At 41.3% G+C, this 22,977-nt stretch carries 16 protein-coding genes and 3 pseudogenes; 13 read left to right on the plus strand and 6 right to left on the minus strand.

From position 1 onward, the window contains the following. Nucleotides 1-134: 134 nt before the first annotated feature. The 9 genes and pseudogenes from ACYPWY_RS11120 to ACYPWY_RS11160 all read left to right on the plus strand — a co-directional run. Nucleotides 135-1,322: an N-6 DNA methylase gene (locus tag ACYPWY_RS11120; RefSeq protein ID WP_459685603.1), complete on the plus strand. Its 1,188-nt coding sequence runs from the start codon at nt 135-137 to the stop codon at nt 1,320-1,322. Further along, nucleotides 1,312-2,463 carry a restriction endonuclease subunit S gene (locus ACYPWY_RS11125; RefSeq protein ID WP_459685604.1) on the plus strand — a complete coding sequence of 384 codons (1,152 nt, stop codon included), beginning with the start codon at nt 1,312-1,314 and terminating at the stop codon, nt 2,461-2,463. Before ACYPWY_RS11120 ends, ACYPWY_RS11125 begins: the two co-directional genes overlap by 11 nt. A 7-nt stretch (nt 2,464-2,470) precedes the next feature. Beyond that, nucleotides 2,471-3,538: a DNA cytosine methyltransferase gene (locus ACYPWY_RS11130; RefSeq protein WP_459685605.1), complete on the plus strand. Its 1,068-nt coding sequence runs from the start codon at nt 2,471-2,473 to the stop codon at nt 3,536-3,538. Further along, a complete protein-coding gene (locus ACYPWY_RS11135) occupies nt 3,535-5,184 on the plus strand; it encodes an ATP-binding protein (protein WP_459685606.1) in 1,650 nt (549 codons plus the stop codon). Before ACYPWY_RS11130 ends, ACYPWY_RS11135 begins: the two co-directional genes overlap by 4 nt. 10 nt (nt 5,185-5,194) lie before the next feature. Then, nucleotides 5,195-8,404 (plus strand): type I restriction endonuclease subunit R, encoded by a 3,210-nt coding sequence (locus ACYPWY_RS11140; protein ID WP_459685607.1) that lies wholly within the window; start codon nt 5,195-5,197, stop codon nt 8,402-8,404. Continuing rightward, nucleotides 8,405-9,448 (plus strand): virulence RhuM family protein, encoded by a 1,044-nt coding sequence (locus ACYPWY_RS11145; protein ID WP_459685608.1) that lies wholly within the window; start codon nt 8,405-8,407, stop codon nt 9,446-9,448. Between the two features lie 33 nt (nt 9,449-9,481). Beyond that, the gene (locus tag ACYPWY_RS11150) at nt 9,482-11,617 is read left to right on the plus strand and encodes a TOTE conflict system archaeo-eukaryotic primase domain-containing protein (protein ID WP_459685609.1); all 2,136 of its coding nucleotides are present in this window, start codon (nt 9,482-9,484) and stop codon (nt 11,615-11,617) included. Nucleotides 11,618-11,946: 329 nt separating this feature from the next. Further along, nucleotides 11,947-12,051: pseudogene (locus ACYPWY_RS11155) on the plus strand (site-specific integrase); the annotation flags it as partial. Then, a pseudogene (locus tag ACYPWY_RS11160) lies at nt 12,041-12,211 on the plus strand (helix-turn-helix domain-containing protein); the annotation flags it as partial. The pseudogenes ACYPWY_RS11155 and ACYPWY_RS11160, both read left to right, overlap by 11 nt. Here ACYPWY_RS11160 and ACYPWY_RS11165 read toward each other — a convergent pair. From ACYPWY_RS11165 to ACYPWY_RS11190, 6 genes and pseudogenes are all read right to left on the minus strand, one after another. After that, on the minus strand, nt 12,159-12,443 hold the full coding sequence (locus ACYPWY_RS11165) for a protein-tyrosine kinase (RefSeq protein WP_459685610.1): 285 nt from the start codon (nt 12,441-12,443) through the stop codon (nt 12,159-12,161). The pseudogene ACYPWY_RS11160 and the gene ACYPWY_RS11165 overlap by 53 nt on opposite strands. Then, nucleotides 12,440-12,730: pseudogene (locus tag ACYPWY_RS11170) on the minus strand (tyrosine-type recombinase/integrase); the annotation flags it as partial. The pseudogene ACYPWY_RS11170 and the gene ACYPWY_RS11165, both read right to left, overlap by 4 nt. 80 nt (nt 12,731-12,810) lie before the next feature. Beyond that, the gene (locus ACYPWY_RS11175) at nt 12,811-13,611 is read right to left on the minus strand and encodes a hypothetical protein (protein WP_459685611.1); all 801 of its coding nucleotides are present in this window, start codon (nt 13,609-13,611) and stop codon (nt 12,811-12,813) included. A gap of 21 nt (nt 13,612-13,632) precedes the next feature. Then, on the minus strand, nt 13,633-14,460 hold the full coding sequence (locus ACYPWY_RS11180) for an MBL fold metallo-hydrolase (RefSeq protein WP_459685612.1): 828 nt from the start codon (nt 14,458-14,460) through the stop codon (nt 13,633-13,635). Nucleotides 14,461-14,484: 24 nt separating this feature from the next. After that, complete coding sequence (locus tag ACYPWY_RS11185; protein ID WP_459685613.1) at nt 14,485-15,432, minus strand: NAD(P)H-dependent flavin oxidoreductase; 948 nt, start codon at nt 15,430-15,432, stop codon at nt 14,485-14,487. Between the two features lie 81 nt (nt 15,433-15,513). Then, nucleotides 15,514-15,996, minus strand: a complete 483-nt coding sequence (locus tag ACYPWY_RS11190; protein WP_459685647.1) for a low molecular weight protein-tyrosine-phosphatase — start codon at nt 15,994-15,996, stop codon at nt 15,514-15,516. Nucleotides 15,997-16,426: 430 nt separating this feature from the next. On the opposite strand from ACYPWY_RS11190, the gene ACYPWY_RS11195 reads away from it, so the two are divergent. The 4 genes from ACYPWY_RS11195 (at nt 16,427) to glgP (ending at nt 22,832) form a co-directional block, all read left to right on the plus strand. Further along, complete coding sequence (locus ACYPWY_RS11195) at nt 16,427-16,672, plus strand: addiction module protein (RefSeq protein ID WP_459685614.1); 246 nt, start codon at nt 16,427-16,429, stop codon at nt 16,670-16,672. A 658-nt stretch (nt 16,673-17,330) separates the two neighbouring features. Continuing rightward, nucleotides 17,331-18,444 (plus strand): peptide chain release factor 2 gene (prfB, locus tag ACYPWY_RS11200; protein ID WP_459685615.1). Its coding sequence is split into 2 segments (ribosomal slippage): nt 17,331-17,393 and nt 17,395-18,444, totalling 1,113 coding nucleotides; the frame shifts between segments, so codons are not numbered across the junction. Nucleotides 18,445-18,455: 11 nt separating this feature from the next. Beyond that, entirely contained in the window at nt 18,456-20,126 is a 1,671-nt protein-coding gene (locus ACYPWY_RS11205) for a glycosyltransferase family protein (protein ID WP_459685616.1), read from the plus strand. Nucleotides 20,127-20,264: 138 nt separating this feature from the next. Continuing rightward, nucleotides 20,265-22,832: an alpha-glucan family phosphorylase gene (gene glgP / locus ACYPWY_RS11210; protein WP_459685617.1), complete on the plus strand. Its 2,568-nt coding sequence runs from the start codon at nt 20,265-20,267 to the stop codon at nt 22,830-22,832. Nucleotides 22,833-22,977: the final 145 nt, after the last annotated feature.

A 22,977-nucleotide genomic window follows, 5' to 3' on the forward strand; every position in this document is an offset into this window, starting at 1 on the left:
GCAGACATGGGCAGGACAAGCGTAGTCAAAAAAGACCTCTGCAAACGCTCTAAATCGTACCCCATACGAAAAAATGAAAGCGTAAAGTGCTGGTTTATAAGACTCTCCTACACATAATGATATACCTATAAGGTTTGGAATCGTCGAAACTGGCTTCGTTGATTGACGAAATAAGCGAGATAAATACCCTGAAAGATAAAGAACAAGATATTGTAGGACGTGTATATGAATACTTCCTTTCGAAATTCGCATTGGCGGAAGGTAAAGGGAAGGGCGAATTTTACACACCCAAAAGCATTGTAAACCTGATTGCCGAAATGATTGAACCTTACAAAGGAATCATTTATGACCCCGCTTGCGGTTCGGGTGGAATGTTTGTGCAGTCTATTAAGTTTATCGAGAGCCACCACGGCAACAAACGCGAGGTTTCCATTTATGGACAGGAATATACCAATACCACTTACAAACTGGCGAAAATGAACCTTGCCATTCGGGGTATTTCCGCCAACTTGGGAGCAAAAGCCGCCAACACTTTCTCCGACGACCAGCACAAAGACCTAAAAGCCGACTATATTATGGCAAATCCGCCATTCAACCAAAAAGACTGGCGAGCCGAAGACGAACTGATTGACGATCCGCGTTGGCGTGGCTACGATGTGCCGCCCAAAAGCAATGCCAATTACGGTTGGATTCTCAATATGGCAAGCAAACTTTCCGAAAACGGAGTAGCGGGTTTTATTCTTGCCAACGGTGCGTTAAGCGGTGGTGGCGAAGAATACAAAATTCGCCGAAAGCTGATTGAAAACGATTTGGTTGAAGCAATTTTGGTTTTACCGCAAAATATGTTCTACACAACCAATATCAGCGTTACTCTTTGGATATTGAACAGAAGTAAAACAGCACGAACCGCACAAGTTGGTAACGAAAATCGTAACTATCGCCACCGCAAAGGCGAAATCCTTTTTATGGATTTACGACAAATGGGCGAACCGTTCGAGAAGAAATTCACGCAGTTTTCTATAGATGACATTCAGCAAGTTGCCGCCACCTATCACGATTGGCAAATCTCTAAATTAGAGAATATTGCCGAATCATTTAACCAAGCGGAGTATTGTTATTCAGCCTCGCGAGAAGAAGTAGAAACAAAAGATTTTTCGTTAGTGCCGAGCAAATACATTGCTTTTAAGAATCGGGATGAGAATATCGACTTCGACGAAAGGATGAAAACTTTGCAAGCTGAATTTAAAGAGTTATTGCAAGCCGAAGAGGAGTCGAAAAAAGAATTGCTCAACGTATTTAAAAGTTTAGGCTATGAACTATAAACGATTGGGTAATTTTATTCGTGAAGTGGATGTGCGGAACGAAGATGACAGCATAACCAACTTGTTAGGCATTAATATTGATAAATACTATATGCCTTCTGTTGCCAATGTTGTGGGAACTGATTTGTCGCGATATAAAATTGTTGAAAAAGGTCAGTTTGCTTGTAATAGAATGCACGTTGGACGAGACAAACGATTGCCCGTTGCTTTATCTACAAAAGAAGATAAATTTATTGTTTCGCCAGCGTATGATGTTTTTGAAATTAAGGATAGAAATGAGTTGCAGCCCCAATATTTAATGATGTGGTTTTCTCGCAAGGAATTTGACAGAAACACATGGTTTTATACCGATGCCGATGTGCGTGGCGGATTGAATTGGAATACTTTTTTGGATATGCAACTCCCCATTCCCTCTCCCGAAAAGCAACGCGAAATAGTAGCCGAATACAATGCCGTGCAAAACCGCATAAACCTAAACAACCAACTGATACAAAAACTCGAAGAAACAGCACAAGAAGTATTTAACCATACCTTAGACGAAGGAGAAAGTAAGACCCGAATTAGACTCGGAGATTTGATCGAAATAAAAGGTGGATTTTCATATAACGCTGATAGCTTAGGAATGGGTAATACTTATCTCTTGGGTATGGGCTGTATTTCATTTACTAACAGATTTCTTGAAGAAGGAATGAGATTATACTCAGATGATGCTCCTGAACAACATTTAGTCAAACCAAATGAAATTGTCATTGCAACCCGTCAACAGTCAGAAAATATGCCGATTTTGGGATGTCCTGCAATGATTCCTCCAAACATGGAGAGCAAAAAACTAATAGTAGCATCGAATCTATATAGAGTTGTTAACAACTCCAATTTGAGCAATGAGATAATATACCAGATATTAAGAAGTAAAAACTACCAAGAACACATAAAACTTCATACAAAAGGAACAACTGTAGGAATGATAACAAAAGATGCAATAGAGGATTATTATTTTGAAACCTCTCTGTCTAATTTATATAGCTTGCAAGAAAATTTACATAAAGTAATAAACAATGTTTTCTTGAAAAAGATAGAAAACAAAAATCTATCTGAGTTGAGTGCATTATTTCTTTCAAAATTAGCAACAATAGAAAAGTGAACTAAGTATGAAAAATATATCAAATATTTATCAAGAAATATCTGTGATTGATTTATTCTGCGGAATTGGCGGATTGACTCATGGATTAAAGAAAGCAGGAATTGATGTGAAAGCAGGGATTGATTTTGACAAAAGCTGTAAATATGCTTATGAAGTAAATAATAATGCTAAATTCATAGGGGAAGATATCGCTAAAATTAAAGGAACTGAACTGAAAGAAATTTGGGGAAATTCGAAAATTCCTGTTTTAGTTGGTTGTGCACCATGCCAACCATTTTCCACTCACTCCAATAAAGTAAAGGATAAAGAGAGTGGCGATAAATGGAATCTTCTAAATGAATACCTAAGATTGGTTGAAGAAACAAAACCGAGTATTCTATCCATGGAAAATGTCCCAAACTTGGCAAATAAGGAAATATTTTTTCAGTTCGTTTGTCGCCTTAAAGAATTGGGCTATAATGTTTCTTACAAAAATGTGTTTTGTCCTGATTATGGAATTCCTCAAAAACGTAGAAGATTAGTACTTCTTGCGTCTAAATACGGGGAAATTTCATTATTACCTCCTACCCACAATAAAGAAACATATAGAACAGTTAAAGATGTGATTGGGGATTTGCCAGCTATTGTAGATGGAGAAAGGGACAATTCGGATTTTTTGCATTTTTCTTCAAAATTGTCCGAACTAAATCTTAAACGTATGAAATCGTCCGTTCCAAATGGCAATTGGGAAGATTGGGATGAAAGCTTACGATTAGAATGTCATAAAAAAAATACGGGAAAAACATATAAAGCTGTTTATGGAAGAATGTCTTGGAATGAACCTTCTCCTACTATTACAACACAATTTTATAATTACGGAACAGGAAGGTTCGGGCACCCTGAACAAGACAGAGCTTTATCGGTAAGAGAAGCTTCAATTTTACAGACTTTCCCCAAAAATTACAAGTTTGTTGAGAATAAGGACTGCATGTACATGACAAAATTAGGGACTCATATAGGGAATGCAGTCCCTGTCGAACTGGGTTATATAATAGGAAAAAGCATAAAAGAACATTTTAAAAAATACTCCTCATGAATACACCATTTACTTTCAATATCTCACTAAGTGTATTAAACCATTTAGGTCGCAATTTATACCGCAATTTTATTACGGTACTTGGAGAAGCCATTTCTAACTCATGGGATGCAGATGCGGAAAACATTTGGATTTACATTGACAGAGATAAGAATTCTTTGATAATCAAAGATGATGGTCAAGGAATGGAAGACGAAGATTTTCAAAATAAGTTTTTGAAAATAGGATACTCCAAGAGAAAAGGCGGAGACACAAAAACTAAATCAGGAAGACCTTTTATTGGTCGTAAAGGAATAGGAAAACTAGCATTACTTTCCTGTGCAAGGCGAATTCATATTATAACTAAAACCAAAGATGCTGAATTTGTAGGCGGCATTATTGATAATAGTGGATTGGACAAAGCAATAGTTGATGATTTAACTCCACAACAATATCAATTAGAAACTATTAACTCAACGATTTTTGATAATCTGAAAAGGGGTTTACAAAGTGGAACCATTATATATTTTGAAGATATTAATGATGGAATAAAGAATAGGATTGAATATATAAGAAAACTAATTGCACTATTTTTTAGATTTTCATTATTTGACACTTCTTTTAAAATAATATTGAATGATGAACAAATTACACTCAATGAATTAAATGATTTATCTCAAAGTACTCAATTTGTGTGGCAAATAAACTCACTTGAAGACCCATATTTGAAAGACAAAATATCTGCAACACAAGAACATATTAAGCAATATAAAAAACTATCTTCTCGTCTATCAATTAATGGCTTTATTGCTTCTGTTGAAAAACCCTCAAATTTGAAAATTAGAGGAACTAATGAAAAAGTTTCAATAGATTTATTTGTTAATGGTCGATTAAGAGAAAAAGATTTACTCAAACACATTCCTTCTTCAAGAATTGTAGAGAGTTATCTTTATGGACAGATTCATTTCAACGAATTAGATAATGATATTGATAGATTTACAAGCAGTAGAGAAGGGGTAATATCAGATGATCCTATTTTTCAGCAATTATTAAATGAGCTGAAAGATGATATTATTAAAACAATAATTGAAGATTGGGATGTTTGGAGAGTTGAAGAAGGTAAAGAAGGAGACTCCGAAAATACTCGAATGACTAAAAAAGAACGAAAATCAAAAGAATTATATGACACCGTTGTTGATGAATACGTTCCACCGAAAACTTCTTCGCAAAGAAACCTTGTTGATGAATGGATTAAGGCTCTAAAGAATGATGCACAATTCAATCTATCTTCATATGCGGAATGTTTTGTCTCGGAAAATCTATTAAGAAAATATATCAAAGAAAAAGGTGTGGCTATCTCACCTGAAGCCCAAAGAGAGTTTGAAAAATGGAAGGAGAAAGAAAGCGAAGGTAAAAATAGGGCTAATATAAGTTTTGAAATAAGAGATAATGCAAATGACTTACATTATCTTTCAATGGATTATTTGGCTAATCTTGCGGATATGCATAAAGAACATAAAGTAACCGCGTTATCAAGAGATGCTATTGTTTACAAGCCAGTAAGAGATGCAATGGCTCATACTGCAATTCTTACAGCGATAGCAAAACAAAGTCTAAATACGACATTTGAAAATATCAAAGCAAGAGTTAAAAAATTACTGGAATAAAAACAGATACATGAAATTCACCGAATCCAAACTCGAACACGCATTTGCCGAACTCTTGGCACAAGAGGGTTATCCGCATTGCTTGGGCAATACACTCACACGTCAACCCGATGAAGTGCTGATAGAAGACGATTTGCACAATTTTTTGAAAAAGCGTTACGCCAATCAAGGTATTACCGATGCGGAAATCAAATCTATTCTATTGGAGTTGAAATCGCTTCCCGCTTCCGATTTGTACGAGAGCAACAAGCGTTTTATGAAAATGCTATCCGACGGATTTATTCTCAAACGTGAAGATCATAACAAAAAAGATATTTATATTCAGTTGATTGACTATTCGGGGCTGGAAAACCAGACTTTTGTGCGCGAAGATTTAATTTCCATTGTGGCTGAACCGCAAGCCGAATACAAAACTGATGCGAATATCTACCGTTTTGTAACTCAACTCGAAATTCAAGGTTCGGAAAAACGCATTCCTGATGGTACATTATATATTAATGGTTTGCCTTTGGTGGTATTTGAGTTCAAAAGCGCTATTCGCGAAGATGCCACCATTCACGATGCTTACACGCAACTAACCGTCCGCTACGAACGCGATATCCCCGAATTGTTCAAATACAATGCTTTCTGCGTTATCAGCGATGGCATAAATAACAAAGCGGGTTCATTTTTCGCTCCTTACGATTTTTTCTATGCATGGCGACGCATTGCAGGAATGAATAAAGATGTAGATGGCATAGATTCTATGTACACATTGATTCAAGGCATGTTTCAGAAAAACAGGCTACGGGATATACTGCGAAACTTTGTTTATATTCCCGATTCGTCGAAAAAGAATGAGAAAATCGTTTGTCGTTATCCGCAATATTACGCAGCTCGTGCCTTGTACGATAATATAAAGCAAGCACAAAAACCGTATGGAAATGGCAAAGGCGGAACGTATTTCGGAGCGACAGGTTGCGGAAAAAGTTATACCATGCTTTTCCTTACTCGTTTGCTAATGAAAAGCGAATATTTCGGCAGTCCAACCATTGTGCTTATTACCGATCGAACTGATTTAGACGACCAACTGGCAGGACAGTTTACCAATGCCAAACAATATATCGGCGATAACAATGTCATTAGTGTGGAAAGTCGCAATGATTTACGAGAATTGCTACAAGGACGTGAAAGCGGCGGTGTTTTTTTGACTACCATCCATAAATTTACAGAAGACACCAAACTGCTGACCGACCGACAAAACGTAATTTGCATTTCGGACGAAGCCCACCGCAGCCAAACTAATCTCGACCAAAAGATAAAAGTAACCGAAAAAGGCGTTTCCAAAACATTTGGTTTTGCCAAGTACCTACATGATTCGTTGCCAAATGCGGTTTATGTCGGCTTTACAGGTACACCAATAGATGCGACACTCGATGTTTTCGGTAAAGTGGTAGATGCTTATACCATGACCGAGTCGGTTCGCGACGAAATTACGGTTCGCATTGTATATGAAGGACGAGCCGCAAAAGTGGTTCTAAACAACAGCGAATTGCAGAAAATAGAACAATACTACAACGATGTTGCCGAAGAAGGGGCAAACGAATATCAGATAGAAAAGAGTAAACAAGAATCGGCTCGCTTGAATGCCATTCTTGGCGACCCTGACCGATTAAAAGCCTTAGCGGAAGATTTTGTAACGCATTATGAAAACCGAATTTCCGAAGGTTCGTCCGTAAAAGGCAAAGCGATGTTTGTGTGCAGCAATCGCACCATTGCTTACGAGTTTTATAAAAACGTGCTGGCTCTTCGTCCCGAATGGGGAGAAATCAGATTTGCAGACGATGGCGTTGAACTTTCCGACAAAGATAAACGCGAGTTAAAACCGATGGAACGTATCAAACTCGTAATGACTCGAAGTAAAGACGACGATAAAGAGTTGTACGATTTGCTTGGCACAAAAGAATACCGCAAAGAACTCGACCGACAATTTAAAAACGAAAAATCTAATTTCAAAATTGCCATTGTAGTCGATATGTGGCTCACAGGATTTGATGTGCCGTTTCTAGACACCATTTATATTGATAAGCCGATACAGCAACACAATCTGATACAAACCATTTCACGTGTAAATCGCAAGTTTGAAGGCAAAAATAAAGGTTTGGTAGTCGATTATATCGGAATTAAAAAGCAGATGAACCTTGCTTTGGCTCATTACAACAAAGGCGATAAAGATAATTTCGAGGATATTGCCCAATCGCTTGTGGTGGTAAAAGACCATTTGGATTTGTTGGCAAAACTGTTTCATAAATTCGACAGTTCGGCTTATTTTTCTGGTAGCACATTGGAGCAACTGAATTGCCTAAACAGAGCCGCTGAGTACGCACAATGCACCAAAGAATTTGAAACCCGCTTTATGGATTTGGTAAAACGCCTGAAAGCAGCTTATGATATTTGTACCGGCAGCGAACAACTGATACAGGAAGAGCGGGATTATACGCATTTCTATTTGGCTGTTCGTTCCATTGTTTTCAAACTTACCAAGGGCGATGCTCCTGATACGGCTCAGATGAACGCCAAGGTGCAAGAAATGATAAAAGACGCTCTGATAAGTGATGGCGTGGAAGAAATCTTCAAAATGGGTTCGGAAGATGAAACCGAACAAGATATTTTTGATGAAGATTATTTGGCAAAGATTGATAAGATTAAACTTCCCAATACAAAAATAAAGCTTCTCCAAAAGCTGCTGGCGAAAGTAATCGGCGAACTGAAAAAGGTAAACCGAATAAAAGGAATCGACTTCAGTAAAAAGATGGAACGTCTAGTAGAACATTACAACAACCGTGATGCCAATGATATTTTGCGAAGCGAAGTCTATGAAGAAATGGCGGAGCAATTAACCAATCTGATTTGGGAGGTACATAAAGAATTCTCAGCAGGCGATGCGATTGGTATCGACTTTGAAGAAAAAGCATTTTACGATATTCTTAAATCGCTTTGCATAAAGTACGACTTCACTTACCCTGACGACAAAATGATTGAGCTTGCCAAAAATGTTAAAACATTGGTGGATACACAAGCCAAATATCCCGATTGGGACAAACGAGATGATATAAAATCTGCGTTGAAAGTTGGCTTAATCCTCTTACTCGACGAACACGGCTATCCACCGGTAGAACGCGACGAGGTTTATACAGAGATTTTCGAGCAAGCTGAGAATTTTAAGAAGAATAAAAACTAAATGGAATCACATATGCTGCCCCAAAAATCAAATAGCGAAATATTGTTATATCAATCCGAAGACGGGAAAATCAAGATACAAGTACGCTTGGACGATAATACCGTTTGGCTGACACAAGCTGACATGGTCGAATTGTTTCAATCGTCAAAATCTAATATAAGCGAGCATATAAAGCATATTTTCGAAGAAGGAGAGCTAATGCCCGATTCAACTGTTCGGAAATTCCGAACAGTTCGATTAGAAGGCAGTCGGCAGGTAGAGCGTGAAATTGAACACTACAATCTGGATGTCATAATCTCCGTTGGTTATAGAGTAAAGTCGCTGAGAGGTACTCAATTCCGGATATGGGCTACCGAACGGTTGCGTGAATACCTGATAAAAGGATTCACGATGAATGACGAGCTATTGAAACAAGGAGGAGGATATTTTGAAGAATTACTCGATCGGATTCGCGATATACGTTCTTCCGAAAAACTTTTCTACCGCAAGGTTCTCGAAATCTATGCGACAAGCATTGACTATGACCCTCGAACTGATATTACGCAAAAGTTTTTTCAGACTGTGCAAAATAAACTGCATTGGGCGGCACATGGACATACGGCAGCAGAAGTGATTTTCCAAAGAGCCAATGCCGAACTTCCTTTTATGGGTTTGACCGCTTTCAAAGGAAAGAAACCGACCAAACAAGAAATTACTGTCGCAAAGAACTATCTGACAGAAGAGGAGCTAGCTCTTTTAAATCGCCTTGTTTCCGCTTATTTAGATATTGCAGAAATAAATGCCATACAGCAGAAACCTATGTATATGAAAGAATGGATTGAGGTGCTGGACGGTTTTATTTCAATGAGCCGACAAGATGTTTTAACTCATGTCGGTAAAATATCAGCTGAATTAGCACAAAGAAAAGCTTTGGCTGAGTATGACGCATATAAACAAAAAAGTAATGCTGAACTTTCAGAGGTTGAAAAACAATTTATAGCAAGCATTGAACAAGCTGAGGAAAAACTAAAATTACTTGATAAAAAGAATAACAAGAAATCGTAGGAATATGAAACATTAACCATAAAAGTCCGTCTAATGCAAATACTCCAATCCCACATAGATACCTACAAATCTCTTTTTCGAGGAAGGGATGATGTTTATGCGGTTCGTTGGGAGAAGGATGGACGAGGCGGATATATGCCTGCCTACAAAGTGGATTGGGATGATTATAATAAACACAAAGCCTCAGGAGGAACATTTGCCAATTATACGAAAAAAGAATATCTTCCATTTAACGATGTAGCATTAAGAGAACACTTCTCGGGAAAAACGACAGTTGGAATTTACCCTCTCTTACAGGATAATACTTCGTTTTTCATTGCCGCCGATTTCGATGAAGAAAATTGGCAAGAATCCATACTTAAACTATATAAAATATGTCAGGAAGTCGAATTGCCTGCATATATAGAACGTTCTCGCTCCGGGAACGGCGGACACTTATGGTTATTCTTTGAAGAGAATATCCCTGCTTTCCAAAGCCGGAAAATAATGTTCGAATTGTTGCTGCAATCCGGTATTATATCCAAATTCGAAAAAGAGCCAAGCTTTGATAGACTCTTCCCTAATCAGGATATTCACTCTGGAAAAGGTATCGGCAATTTGATCGCTCTTCCTCTGCAAGGCAATTCATTGGCACAAGGAAACTCTTGTTTTATAGAGCCGGATACACTCACCCCCATTGAAAGCCAGTGGATTTTTTTAGAAACCATCAAGAAAATACCTAAACAAAAGATAGATTCTTTGCATTTACTGCTATCAGGAAAAACAAAAGAAATTTTCACTTCAAAATATATTGATTCAAAGTCCACCTTTGAATTAGAAATACTCATAAACAGCGAGATATACCTCAAAAGAATACAACTAAATCAGAAACTGATTGATTTTCTACGGGATAATCTAAACTTTCTGAACTCAGATTATATCGTTAAGAAGCGGTTGGGAAAAACCGCATACAACATTGAAAAATATTTCAAGCTGATAGAAGAAACTCCTGAGGGAATCATTATTCCTCGTGGATTCGCTTCTTCTCTGGTGAAATTTTGCAATTCAGAAAACATTCCTATCAAAATTATAGATGAACGATGTAGGCAGGAAGAGATTATCGTAAACTCTAAAATAGACTTGCTCCCGCATCAACAGGAAGTATTGGAGCGAACAGAAACGAAAGATTTTGGAGTAATTGTTTCTCCTCCCGGTTCGGGCAAGACAATTATAGGGTTGGAGTTGATTTTCCAGAAAAAACAGCCAACTCTAATTCTCGTTCATCGCAAACAATTATTCGACCAATGGATAGACCGAATACAAAACTTCTTGTCTATACCCAAAAAGCAAATTGGACAAATCGGAAATCAGAAAGATAAAATTGGAAAAGAAGTGACGATTGCCATGATACAGTCTTTAACCAGAGGCGATTTATCTGAACTGAAAAACCGATTCGGAATGGTGATTGTTGATGAATGCCATCATATACCGGCGAAGTCGTTTCGGGAGGTCATAACTCAACTAAATTGCTATTACCTGTACGGACTGACAGCTACTCCAAAGCGAAAAAACAACGATGAGAAGTTGATCTATGTATATATTGGCAACATCATCTATGAAATGACCCAAAAGGAGCTTTTGGAACAACAAAACAGCAAGGCAGAAATCAATATAAAGGAAACAGAACTGTTTGTTCCTTTCGACTACAAAACCGATAGCTACGAAACGGTTTCGCAGGTTCTTATATATGACACTGCTCGAAATGGCTTGATTTTAAAAGATATTGACGAGAATATCTCTCGGTTCAAATCCATCCTGATACTGACTGAAAGAAAATCTCATGTGAATATCCTAAACCTCTATTTGAAAGAAAAATACGAGACGATTGCTATTTCGGGGGATGATTCGGAAAGAAGTCGGAAAAGTAAGTTGGAACAGATTGAGCAGGGACATTTTCAAATTATTATTTCCACAGGACAATACTTCGGAGAAGGGATTGATATAAGTGCCTTGGAATGTTTGTTTATCGTTTACCCATTTACTTTCGAAGGTAAGTTGGTGCAATATATCGGAAGAGTTCAACGTTCAGGAAAGCCTCCGGTGATCTTCGACTATCGAGATTCCAAGATTGATTATTTCGATAAGATGTTCAAACAACGAAACCGATACTATAATAAGCTCCGAAAATAATAATGATGTAGGAGCAAATGATATGTAATATGGAAAATTGTGTTACCTTTGCCCTAAGCTAATCAACCTGCTCAAAGCGGGGCAAATTGATGAAGTTATCTCGTTACTTATCCGTTACCTATTCTGAATTACAACCAAGTCAAGCGGTTGATTCAGAGAGGAATAATCCAAAAGCATAGTTTTGTTACCAAATCATTACCTGTTTTCTAAAAATCAAAACAGGTAACGATTGTCGCAATAAGGCGTTGATTTGTAGCTATTTGGCGTAGCAGAAATGCAGCATTTGAGGAAACAGAAAACTAATTTTGTAACTTAAAAAATGAAGCATCATGCGACGAAGTACATTTAAGATTCTTTTTTACCTCAAAAAGAACGCAGTAAAAAGTAACGGGAAAGCTTCCGTTATGGCAAGAGTAACTCTAAACAGTGAAATTAAAGGTCAGTCGCCGGACTTTGCAGGATTATCGGACAGAGGGGAAAATTCCTTACTGTCAATTAGGCGGAAAAATCCTATATCGGGAAAGTGATATTGAGAAGATGCTTAATGAAAACTATCCGCATTGCGGGAATGAATCCGAAAAGCCAAAGCTGTAATCATTTCTAAATTGTACAAGTCCACGCTACCACCGTTTGCGTAATGATGACAGTAGCAAACCTCATCGGCTCTCAAAACATCCGATTTCAGGATCGACCGGATATTGCTGCTCACTTTGGCAACAAAGACTTCAAACAATCGGGCAATTTCATATTCGGACATCCAAACCATTCCATTTTCGGCGGTAATACTTACTTCGTTGCCATTGATTGTTATTTTACCTCGTTTCATATTGCCTGATTTTTAGGTTGATAAACATTTGCAAAGCAACTTTCCACATTTGCCATATCCCGCATGATAGAACTGTCCAATACTTTGGCATAATGTTTTGTAACATTCGTGCTTGCATGTCCGAGCATTTTGGCAACATTTTCCATGCTCACCCCGTTTGCCAAACAAACGCTTGTTGCGTAACTGTGTCTGGCGGTATGGAAAGACATTAAAAGCCAACTGCTACTGACCTCCAATCGTTTACCTCGTTTTTCCTTTGGCTGATTTTTTATAGGGTGGTTTGCAAAAATACGAAAAAAACCAGAAGCGAAAAAAATAATGATTAATGCCAGGGCAACTATGTTTGAACCTTTGAACTTCAATTACATCACAGCTCTTTCTCCCAATCAACCAAAGGCGCTATAAAAGGGTGTTGCCCGTGGGTAGCATACGATGGGATAGGCGATATCAGGCGTCTTCCTTTTCGGCGAAGGTCGATAAACATATAAAAATCCAGGGCGCGTTTAACAGTCCACCGGTTGATTATCGGCCAGTCGGCTCTCAATGTTCCTACTCGTGTGGCAAAAGTCATGGTGGTGCTACTTGTAATTTTCCAATGCGTAGTGTCCGTTAAAAAGACGCGCGTTTTTTCTCCGCCTTTTATAAATGGGTTTTTGCTTGTTCCATAAGTGTATTTATCGGGGTGGTCGTAAAGGCTTACGTACTCCGCCTCACCCAATTCAATGCCTTCTATCAATACCTTGAGCGAATTGGGGCGGTGCACATAGTCATCTTCCAAAAGATAGACAATGCTATCGTCTTCTTTCTCCAAGGCTTTTTTGCAACATGCCCGAAACGACCCCGCATTGCCCAGGGATGTTTTCCAAATCGCATCCGCAGGTACATACTTCCGAATCATGCGACAGGTTTCGTCGCTTACGTTGTCTGCGATAACAAACCAATCGCAGGCTTCCAACGGAAAATGTTCAATGGCGTTTCTCAGACAATTTTCCTTTGTTATGTAATCCGGCTTATTCGTTGTGCGTCCGCCATCGCTAATCCGGTAAATCACCGTCAATTTCTCTCCTGTAATTTTTGGTTTTTCCGACTTGGCCCGAGCTGTTTTCGCATAATATTTCTTTTTCAGAGAAACCCCGAGTCGTGTTCTAATCCGTTTTAAAAAGTCCATCCTGTTTTATTTTATCAATATCTAAAACTCCTTCAGCCCCGAGGGCTTTCCCCGTTGAAGGGTTTTCAGAACAACATCTTTATCCACAACTATTCCTTTTTCGCTCAGCTTGTCCTTCACCGTGTTGTATGCCAATTCGGGGTAATTATTGTCTTTGCTGAGGTGGCATAACCATATTTCCTCCAGTTTGTCGTGGAAGATGGCTGAGAGAAATTCACCCGACAAGACATTGCTCAGGTGCCCTGTACCCGATGCAATACGTTTTTTCAAGCGGTCGGGATAAGGCCCGTCCCTTAGCATACATTCGTCGTAATTGGCCTCTATTATCAGGTGATTGGCTGTGCTTGCATACTTTATTATCGGCTCCGTAATCCGGCCAATGTCGGTAGCCAATACAAGCGTATGATTCCCTGTTTTTATCTGGTAACCAACGTTTTCCAAACTATCGTGGGGAACTTCAAATGCGGTTATTTCAAACTCGCGAATAGCGAAACACTCTTCTTTTTCAATAATCCGCTTCGTACCGTTTAGCTGTTCGGGACAGAATCTATTCCGGCCAATACCCCGGTGAACAAGGTCGGTAGCATAAACCGGAATGTGCAATCTATTCCCCAGAGCGCCGACCGACTTGATGTGGTCGGCATGGTCGTGCGTAACCAGCACGCCGATAATGGTTTCGATGGCAATGCCGTACTCGCGCAGGTACTTCTTTATTGTCCTGACGGCAATACCTGCATCAATCAGGATGCCATATTCCGATGTACCGAGGTAGTAGCAATTTCCGTTGCTGCCACTCGACAAACTTAAGAGTTTATATTTTTTTTTGTCAGGGAATAATCCGTATTGCATGTCGTTTTGTTTGTCAACAGGAATTTAAAATGACAGGTCGTGTAATTTTTTCAGCCCATCGTTAAACTCCGTAATAAGGCTATCCATCACCTCCGCAACGGGTGGAACGGAGGTAATCAATGCGGCTATTTGTCCTATTTCGAGTTCTCCTTCGGTCAAATCGCCTTCAAAAATGCCTTTCTTCGAGCGTCCCCGTCCCCGTAGTTCCCTCATTTCTTCGGTGGAGGCTCCTCTGTCTTCGGCTTCCTGCACTTGTTTGTAGAATTCGTTTTTAATCAGGCGCGTCGGGCTTAATTTTTTCAACGACAGCATCGTGTCGCCCTCCTTCAGTCCGGCGCACAGGTTTTTAAACTCTTCCGATGCCGAACTTTCCTGCGTGAGGGCAAAGCGGGTCCCTAGCTGAACGCCTTCGGCTCCCAGTGCAAAGGCGGCTAACATGGCGCGACCTGTTGCAATACCTCCGGCAGCAATCAGGGGAATGGATAAACTTTCTTTTACTTGTGGAATCAGGGCGATAGTCGTGGTTTCCTCGCGTCCGTTATGCCCTCCGGCTTCAAAACCTTCGGCAACCACGGCATCAACGCCCGCCTCCTGGCACTTGAGCGCAAATTTGGAACTGGACACCACATGAGCCACTTTAATGCCTTTTTCTTGCAACTGCTTCGTCCATGTTTTGGGGTTGCCTGCCGAGGTAAACACAATCTTAACACCCTCCGACACAATAATCTCCATGACTTCCTCAATCTGTGGATACATCAACGGCACATTCACCCCGAAAGGTTTACCGGTTGCCGCCTTGCATTTTTGGATGTGTTCGCGAAGTACCTCGGGATGCATCGACCCGGCGCCGATAAGACCCAATCCACCCGCATTACTTACGGCAGAAGCCAATCGCCAACCGCTGCACCAAACCATTCCGCCCGAAATCACGGGATATTTTATACCAAATAGACTTGTTATTCTGTTTTCCATATTGTTAATTTAGCCTCCTAATCCCCCGAGGGGGACTTTAGACGGGATTTTTAGTTGCCAAAGATATAAAAATAATAGACGCTACACAGCCAAATTTTTCTTAACTTCCGCTAAAAGCCCCGTACAAGCATCCTCCAGCAGGTCGAGTACCAACTCAAAACCCGATGCGCCACTGTAATAAGGGTCGGGGATGTGGTCGTATGGCAACTTTTGCAGAAAATCCGCCATCCGGTGAACCTTGTTGCGGGATTCGAGGTCGGGACTTAAATGGCGGATATAATCGTAATTGCTGTCGTCCATCGCCAGGATAATATCGAAGCGGTCGAAATCGTTCAGGCCGAACTTGCGCGAAAGGCTGTCGAACTTGTAGCCTCTCCGCGCCCCGTGTTGCCTCATCCGCGCATCGGGCAATTCACCCGTATGCCAGCCCGAAGTACCCGCCGAATCCACCTCAATGCTATCTTGTAAACCCTCAGCCTCAACCAATTTCTTCATAATACCCTCTCCAGCCGGAGAACGGCAAATATTTCCGAGGCAGACAAACAGGATTTTATATTTCTTCATCATTCTTCTGTTTCAACAATTGGCTAAAAGTGTACAAACTTACATAATAATTGGGGAATTATGGGCAGATTGAAGGGGGAAAAACAGGGCATGAAAAAATTTAGTACTACTGTTACGAATGAGATTCCTCCCCAAGCCCCCCCACCCCCCGTAGGGGGGATTTCAAAAGCCTCCCCTACGGGGAGGTTTGGAGGGGCTTCGCCGCCGCTTCTTCCTCTCCTAAAAAGGAGACTGTCATTTCGAGCGTAACGAGAAATCTCCTGCTCAATCAGCAACTTTACCGAAAGGCATAAGCAGTAAAATTTTTCATGGTTTGCCCTGGGGAAAATGGCTCTTGTTTATTGTGTAGGTGGTAAGCTTTTTGATGAATTGTTATTTACTCCATGATGATTTTATTTGTATATTTGTCCTGAATTAGAACGGTAAATTTATGAATGCTCCATCCATACAATTGAATGTTCCGTTGAATTTCAATCAGTTGCTGAGTTTGGTGAAACAGTTGTCCACACGGGATAAACTGAAATTGGAAAGCTTGATTTGGGAGGAAACGGATGAAAGTGAAATCGAAATTCCGGCTACGCAGCAAAAAATGGTATCGGCCCGCTTACAGGAAATGAATAAAAATCCCCAGAGCTGTAAAAGTTGGGGGGATATTGAACGTAATCTCAGATTATAATCGTGAAGTATCGGGTAATTTATGCGCCTGAAGTCGAAAATGATTTGCAGGAAAGTATTGATGGAACATACCGGAAATGTGGGGGTAAATAGTCGAACACAGGAAGAACACAAAATCATGTGTTTAGTCCCGCAGGGACGATACTTTATTAACCGTATGCTTCAGCTTACGGATAAAGAATCGCCTCATCTAAGCAAGTCCCGCATGGGACGACACTTGTACACGCTATCAAGTGTCTCCCCATGCGGGGCTTAGGCTACCGTATGTCTGTCAATCCGCAAGCTGAAGCATACGGTTAATAAAGTGCAGTCCCATACGGGACTAAACACAGCGTATTATTTGCGAAAATTTGCGTAATCTGCGTGATTAGCGTTCTTATAGTTTGTGTATTCTGTGCTGAATAGTTGTCATCCCTCCAAATTTTTGGCATGAGCCTTTATTTGTTCAAACACAAAGTTATAATAATATTCACAAATCACAATGGGATATAAGATATTTTACCCAGTATTGTCGCCATTACTCATTAAGCATTCTCCACCTATTTCTCACTTTTCACTTTTCATTTATCACTTCTTCACTATTTTTGACTAACTTTGCAGCCTCTTTCTTAATTAGGGGGGATTAAATAAATCAAGTATTTATCTAAAATAACCATTGAATGATAACGATAGACCAACTCAAGAATGTGTTGGAGCGCGAGTCTGCGCTGAGGGGGTACCTTTGACGTCGATGCGAAGATAATTCAACTCGAAGAAGAAGAACTGAGAACCCAAGTCCCTGATTTTTGGAACGATAATAAAACTGCTGAAGAGCAGATGAAAAAAATCCGGGGCATAAAAACATGGATTGACAGTTACAACGAAGTAAAAGCTGCCGGCGAAGAGCTTCAATTGGCATTCGATTTTCAGAAGGAAGGCGTGGCCTCGGAAGAAGAGGTGGACGATGCCTACGACCGGGCGCTTGCCCTGATCGAAAATCTGGAACTGAAGAATATGCTCCGCCGCGAAGAAGACAAGCTGGGGGCCGTACTCAAAATAAACAGTGGCGCCGGAGGCACCGAAGGCCAGGACTGGGCGTCGATGCTGGTGAGAATGTACCAGCGTTGGGCTGATTCCAAAGGCTACAAAGTAACCATCACCAACTGGCTCGATGGCGATGAAGCCGGTATAAAGACCGCTACATTGCAGGTCGAAGGCGAATTTGCATACGGTTACCTGAAATCCGAGAACGGTGTGCATCGCTTGGTGCGGGTTTCGCCGTTTAATGCGCAAGGCAAACGCATGACATCTTTTGCCTCGGTTTTTGTTGTTCCCTTGGTGGACGACTCCATCGAAATAGCTATTAATCAGGCCGACATTACCTGGGATACATTCCGCTCGAGTGGAGCGGGCGGTCAGAACGTGAACAAGGTGGAGACCGGTGTGCGCCTTCATTATATGTATAAGGACGAAGAAACCGGCGAAGAAAAGGAAATCGTTATCGAAAATACCGAAAGCCGGTCTCAATTCGGAAATAAAGACAATGCCATGCGCCTGTTGAAATCGCAGTTGTACGAAATAGAACTGGAGAAAAGGCGGCGCGAGCAGACAAAAATAGAAGCAGGAAAGAAAAAAATTGAATGGGGATCGCAAATTCGCAGTTATGTTTTTGATGACAGGCGTGTAAAAGACCACCGCACCAACTACCAAACATCGAATGTGCAGGCAGTAATGGATGGCGATATAGACGAATTCATCAAGGCATACTTAATGGAATTTGGCGAGGAAGCATAACTGGAAAAATAATGGCAGACAAAAAAAACAAAATAATACCCGATTTCGTATTTGAAACAAGCTGGGAAGTTTGTAACAAGGTAGGAGGGATTTACACCGTTCTTTCGTCCAAGGCGAAAACAATGGTCAATGCATACAAGGGCAATGTGCTGTTTATTGGCCCCGATATTTGGGAAAAGCACGAAAGCCCGTGGTTTATAGAAGACAAAACGCTTCACGCCGATTGGCTGAAGTACGCCCGGAAAAAAGAAGGGCTGAAAATAAGAACAGGATACTGGGATGTACCCGGCAAACCCTTGGCCGTACTGGTCGATTCGAGGCAGTATTATGCGCAGAAAGATGCTATTTACGGCGATATGTGGAATAAATTCGGAGTTGATTCGTTGCCTGCTTATGGCGATTACGACGAATCGTGTATGTTTGCCTATTCCACAGGGATTGTTATCGAAAGCTTTTACAAATTCCATCAGCTCGAAAATAAAAATGTAATTGCACACTTCGACGAATGGATGTTGGGGATGGGCGCGCTGTACATAAAAGACCGCCTTCCGCAGATAGCGACCGTTTTTACTACGCACGCAACCACCATCGGACGGTCGATTGCCGGCAACAAAAAGCCTTTGTACAATTACCTGTCGTCCTACAACGGCGATCAGATGGCACGGGAACTGAATGTTGTTTCAAAACATTCGATAGAAAAATGCGCCGCACAGCAGGTCGATTGTTTCACAACGGTGAGCCAAATCACCGCAACCGAATGTAAGTTCCTGCTCGAAAGAATGCCCGAAATTACCCCCAACGGATTTGAAAAAGAATTTGTGCCGAAAGGCGGCGAGTACAAAAAAAAGCGGAATGCCGCCCGCAAAGCATTGATTAATGTGGCCGAAAAGCTGTTAGGTACAAACATTGATAACGATGCGATACTTATAGCTACCAGCGGACGCTACGAATACCGCAACAAGGGCATTGACGTATTTATTGATGCGCTGGGGCAGTTGAACAAAATCAATCAGTTGAACAAGGATATTGTGGCTTTTGTTATGGTTCCGGCCTGGGTGAGAGAACCCCGCGCCGACCTTATCAAACGATTGAAGACCCCCAAAAACTACGTTACCCCGCTTAGTATGCCGGTGCTTACCCACTGGTTGCACGATATTTATCACGATTCGGTTCTCGGTCAGCTCTACTACCTGGGCCTGGACAACAAAGCCGGAAGCAAAGTAAAGGTTATCTTCGTACCTTCGTACCTGAATGGCACGGACGGCGTTTTCGATATCTCTTACTACGACCTGCTTATTGGGCTGGATGCAACGGTGTTTCCGTCATACTACGAACCCTGGGGATATACTCCGCACGAGAGCATTGCGTTTTCGGTTCCCACCATTACCACCACCTTGGCCGGTTTTGGACTATGGATGAAAAAAACGGGAGACGTACAGGGAATGGAGGACGGAGCAGGAGTCATTCGCCGCGATGATTATAATTTCCTCGAAGTTTCGGAAGAAATATGCAATTTGCTTTTTGAACTGACAACAAAAAGCGAAGAGCAAGAAAAAGAAATGCGAAAAGCCGCTTTCCAACGGGCCTCTTTAGCCGACTGGAAACACTTTTTTGTTTATTACGAAGAGGCGTATAGCAAAGCCTTGCAAGCCGCAAAGCTTCGTTTTCGCGATGAAAAATGAGCTTAAATACAACTGATAAATTGATGCGCATTTTTATTTATTTATTGCAAATTGATATAAATATGTGCATTTCTATTGCTTAATAATTCTAAAAATACTAATTTTGCAGCGTATTGCTACAAACAAAAATTATTGATTATGAAAATCAAAACAAGTTATTCAAATACTCCGGTATGGAAAGATGTTCATACTTATGTGAACTTTCCAAAAGATTTGACCCCGCTCAAAAAATTAGCGCATAATTTATGGTGGGTATGGAATGCTGAAGCTACCGAACTTTTTGCGGAGCTGGAACCCGAAATTTGGAGTAAAGTAGGTCATAATCCGGTTTTACTATTACAAAACCTTTCATACAAAAGGATTCAGGAAATTGTGGAAAACCCCGATTTGATGAAACGAATCAAAGAGGTATGTGCACACTTTGAACAATATCTGGCCGAGAAATCGGATCCGAAGAAGCCTGCCATTGCTTACTTTAGCATGGAGTATGGCTTTACGCATGTGCTTAAAATTTATTCGGGAGGCTTGGGCGTACTTGCCGGAGACTACCTGAAAGAAGCCAGCGACAGCAACGTGAACCTGACGGGGGTTGGATTTTTGTACCGCTACGGCTACTTCACCCAGCGCATTTCGCCCGACGGACAACAAGAAGCCTATTACGAAGCTCAAAATTTTGGCGACCTGCCGATAGAACAAGTGTTGTTGTCGGACGGAAACCCGATGATATTGGCCGTTCCCTATCCCGACCGCGATGTTTATGCATACGTTTGGAAAGTGAATGTAGGCCGTGTATCATTGTACCTGCTGGATACGGACATAGATAGAAACAGCGAATTCGACCGCCCCATAACCTACCAGTTGTATGGCGGGGACTGGGAAAACCGCTTGAAACAAGAATACCTGTTGGGGATAGGCGGCATCTTGCTGCTCAACCGGCTGGGCATTAAAAAAGATATTTATCACTGCAACGAAGGTCATGCGGCATTTATCAACCTGCAACGTTTGACCGACCTGGTCGAAACCGAAGGACTGGCATTTAATCAGGCCTTGGAAGTTGTCAGGGCATCGGGTCTTTATACGGTACATACGCCCGTTCCTGCCGGACACGATTACTTCGACGAAAGCTTGTTGGGTAAATACATGGGTAAATATCCCGAACGCTTAGGCATATCGTGGCAAGAATTTGTTGACATGGGACGCGAAAACCCGGGAACAGGCGAAAAATTCTCGATGAGCGCATTCGCCCTTAATACCTGTCAGGAAGCCAACGGCGTTAGTTACCTGCACGGCGTGGTGTCGCGAAAAATGTTCCAACCCATGTGGAAAGGCTATTTTGCCGAAGAACTGCATGTTGGCTTTGTTACCAACGGCGTACACTTCCCCACCTGGGCGGCTAAAGAAAGCAAGCGCTTGTACGAACGTCATTTTGCCGATAATTTTTACAGCGACCAATCGAATGAAAAAATCTGGGAAGCGATATACAATGTGGCCGACGAAGAAATCTGGGATTTGCGCCTGACCCTTAAAAAACGCCTGATAAGTTATGTTCAGGAACAAATGAGAGAAGGCTGGGTGAAAAATCAAACCAACCCGAAGAGCATCCTGAACGTTATCGACAAAATCAACCCCGATGCGCTTCTTGTAGGGTTTGGCCGCCGGTTTGCCACCTACAAAAGAGCCCATCTGCTGTTTACCGACCTCGACCGGTTGTCGCGCATTGTGAACAACGAAAAGTACCCTATTCAGTTCATCTTTACGGGGAAAGCCCATCCTGCCGATGGCGCCGGACAAGGACTCATCAAACAAATCATAGAAATATCGCACCGTCCCGAATTTCTGGGAAAAATTATTTTCCTGGAAAATTATGACATGCGACTGGCCAAACGGCTTATCTCGGGCGTTGACATTTGGTTAAACACCCCTACCCGTCCGCTCGAAGCCTCGGGAACATCGGGCGAAAAAGCCGAGATGAACGGCGTACTCAACTTCTCGGTATTGGACGGATGGTGGTACGAAGGCTACCGCAAGGAAGCCGGCTGGTGTTTGACCGACAAGCGCACTTACGACAACCAGACCTATCAGGACGAATTGGATGCTGCGGCCATCTATTCGATATTCGAGAACAAGATACTTCCGCTGTACTATGCCCGCAATTCGAGAGGCTATTCTCCCGAATGGATACAGTATATCAAAAATTCGATAGCCCATATTGCGCCGAATTATACAACAAAAAGAATGATTGACGATTACTTGAACCGATTCTATATCAAACAAGCCAATCGTCTGAAAACAATTGTTGCGGATAATTATGCCAAAGCAAAAGAAATAGCCGCATGGAAAGAAGAAGTGGCATCGAAATGGGATTCGTTTGTAGTGGAATCGGTGAAAATCAACGGAGTAGAAGTAACAAATATCCACTCAAGCTTGCTCGAGGGAGAAGATCACCTAGTCGAAATTGTGATTGATAAAAAAGACATGATTGGCGACCTCGGCGTAGAAGGGGTAATTGTGGATATTAACGACAATAAAACGACCCTGCTGGATGTAACCCAAGTACCCTTGGTGAAGAGAGAAGGCAGCAAATTATATTTCTCATTGAAGAATAAGAGTATGATTACCGGTTCTCACAAATTTGCCTACCGTGTATATCCCGATAACAAAGACATCCCTCATCGCATGGACTTTGCATACGTCCGTTGGATTTAAGGAGCTATTGTAGGGGCAGACCTATGTGTCTGCCCTTTGATTTTGCATTCGCGCCAACGGGCGTATTCGATACGCCCCTACACGTTTTTCGTACCGCCCTTTCCTCACCCGAATCAGCCTTATCTCCTAATTTTTGAACTTTCGC

This window comes from Viscerimonas tarda (assembly GCF_054601255.1).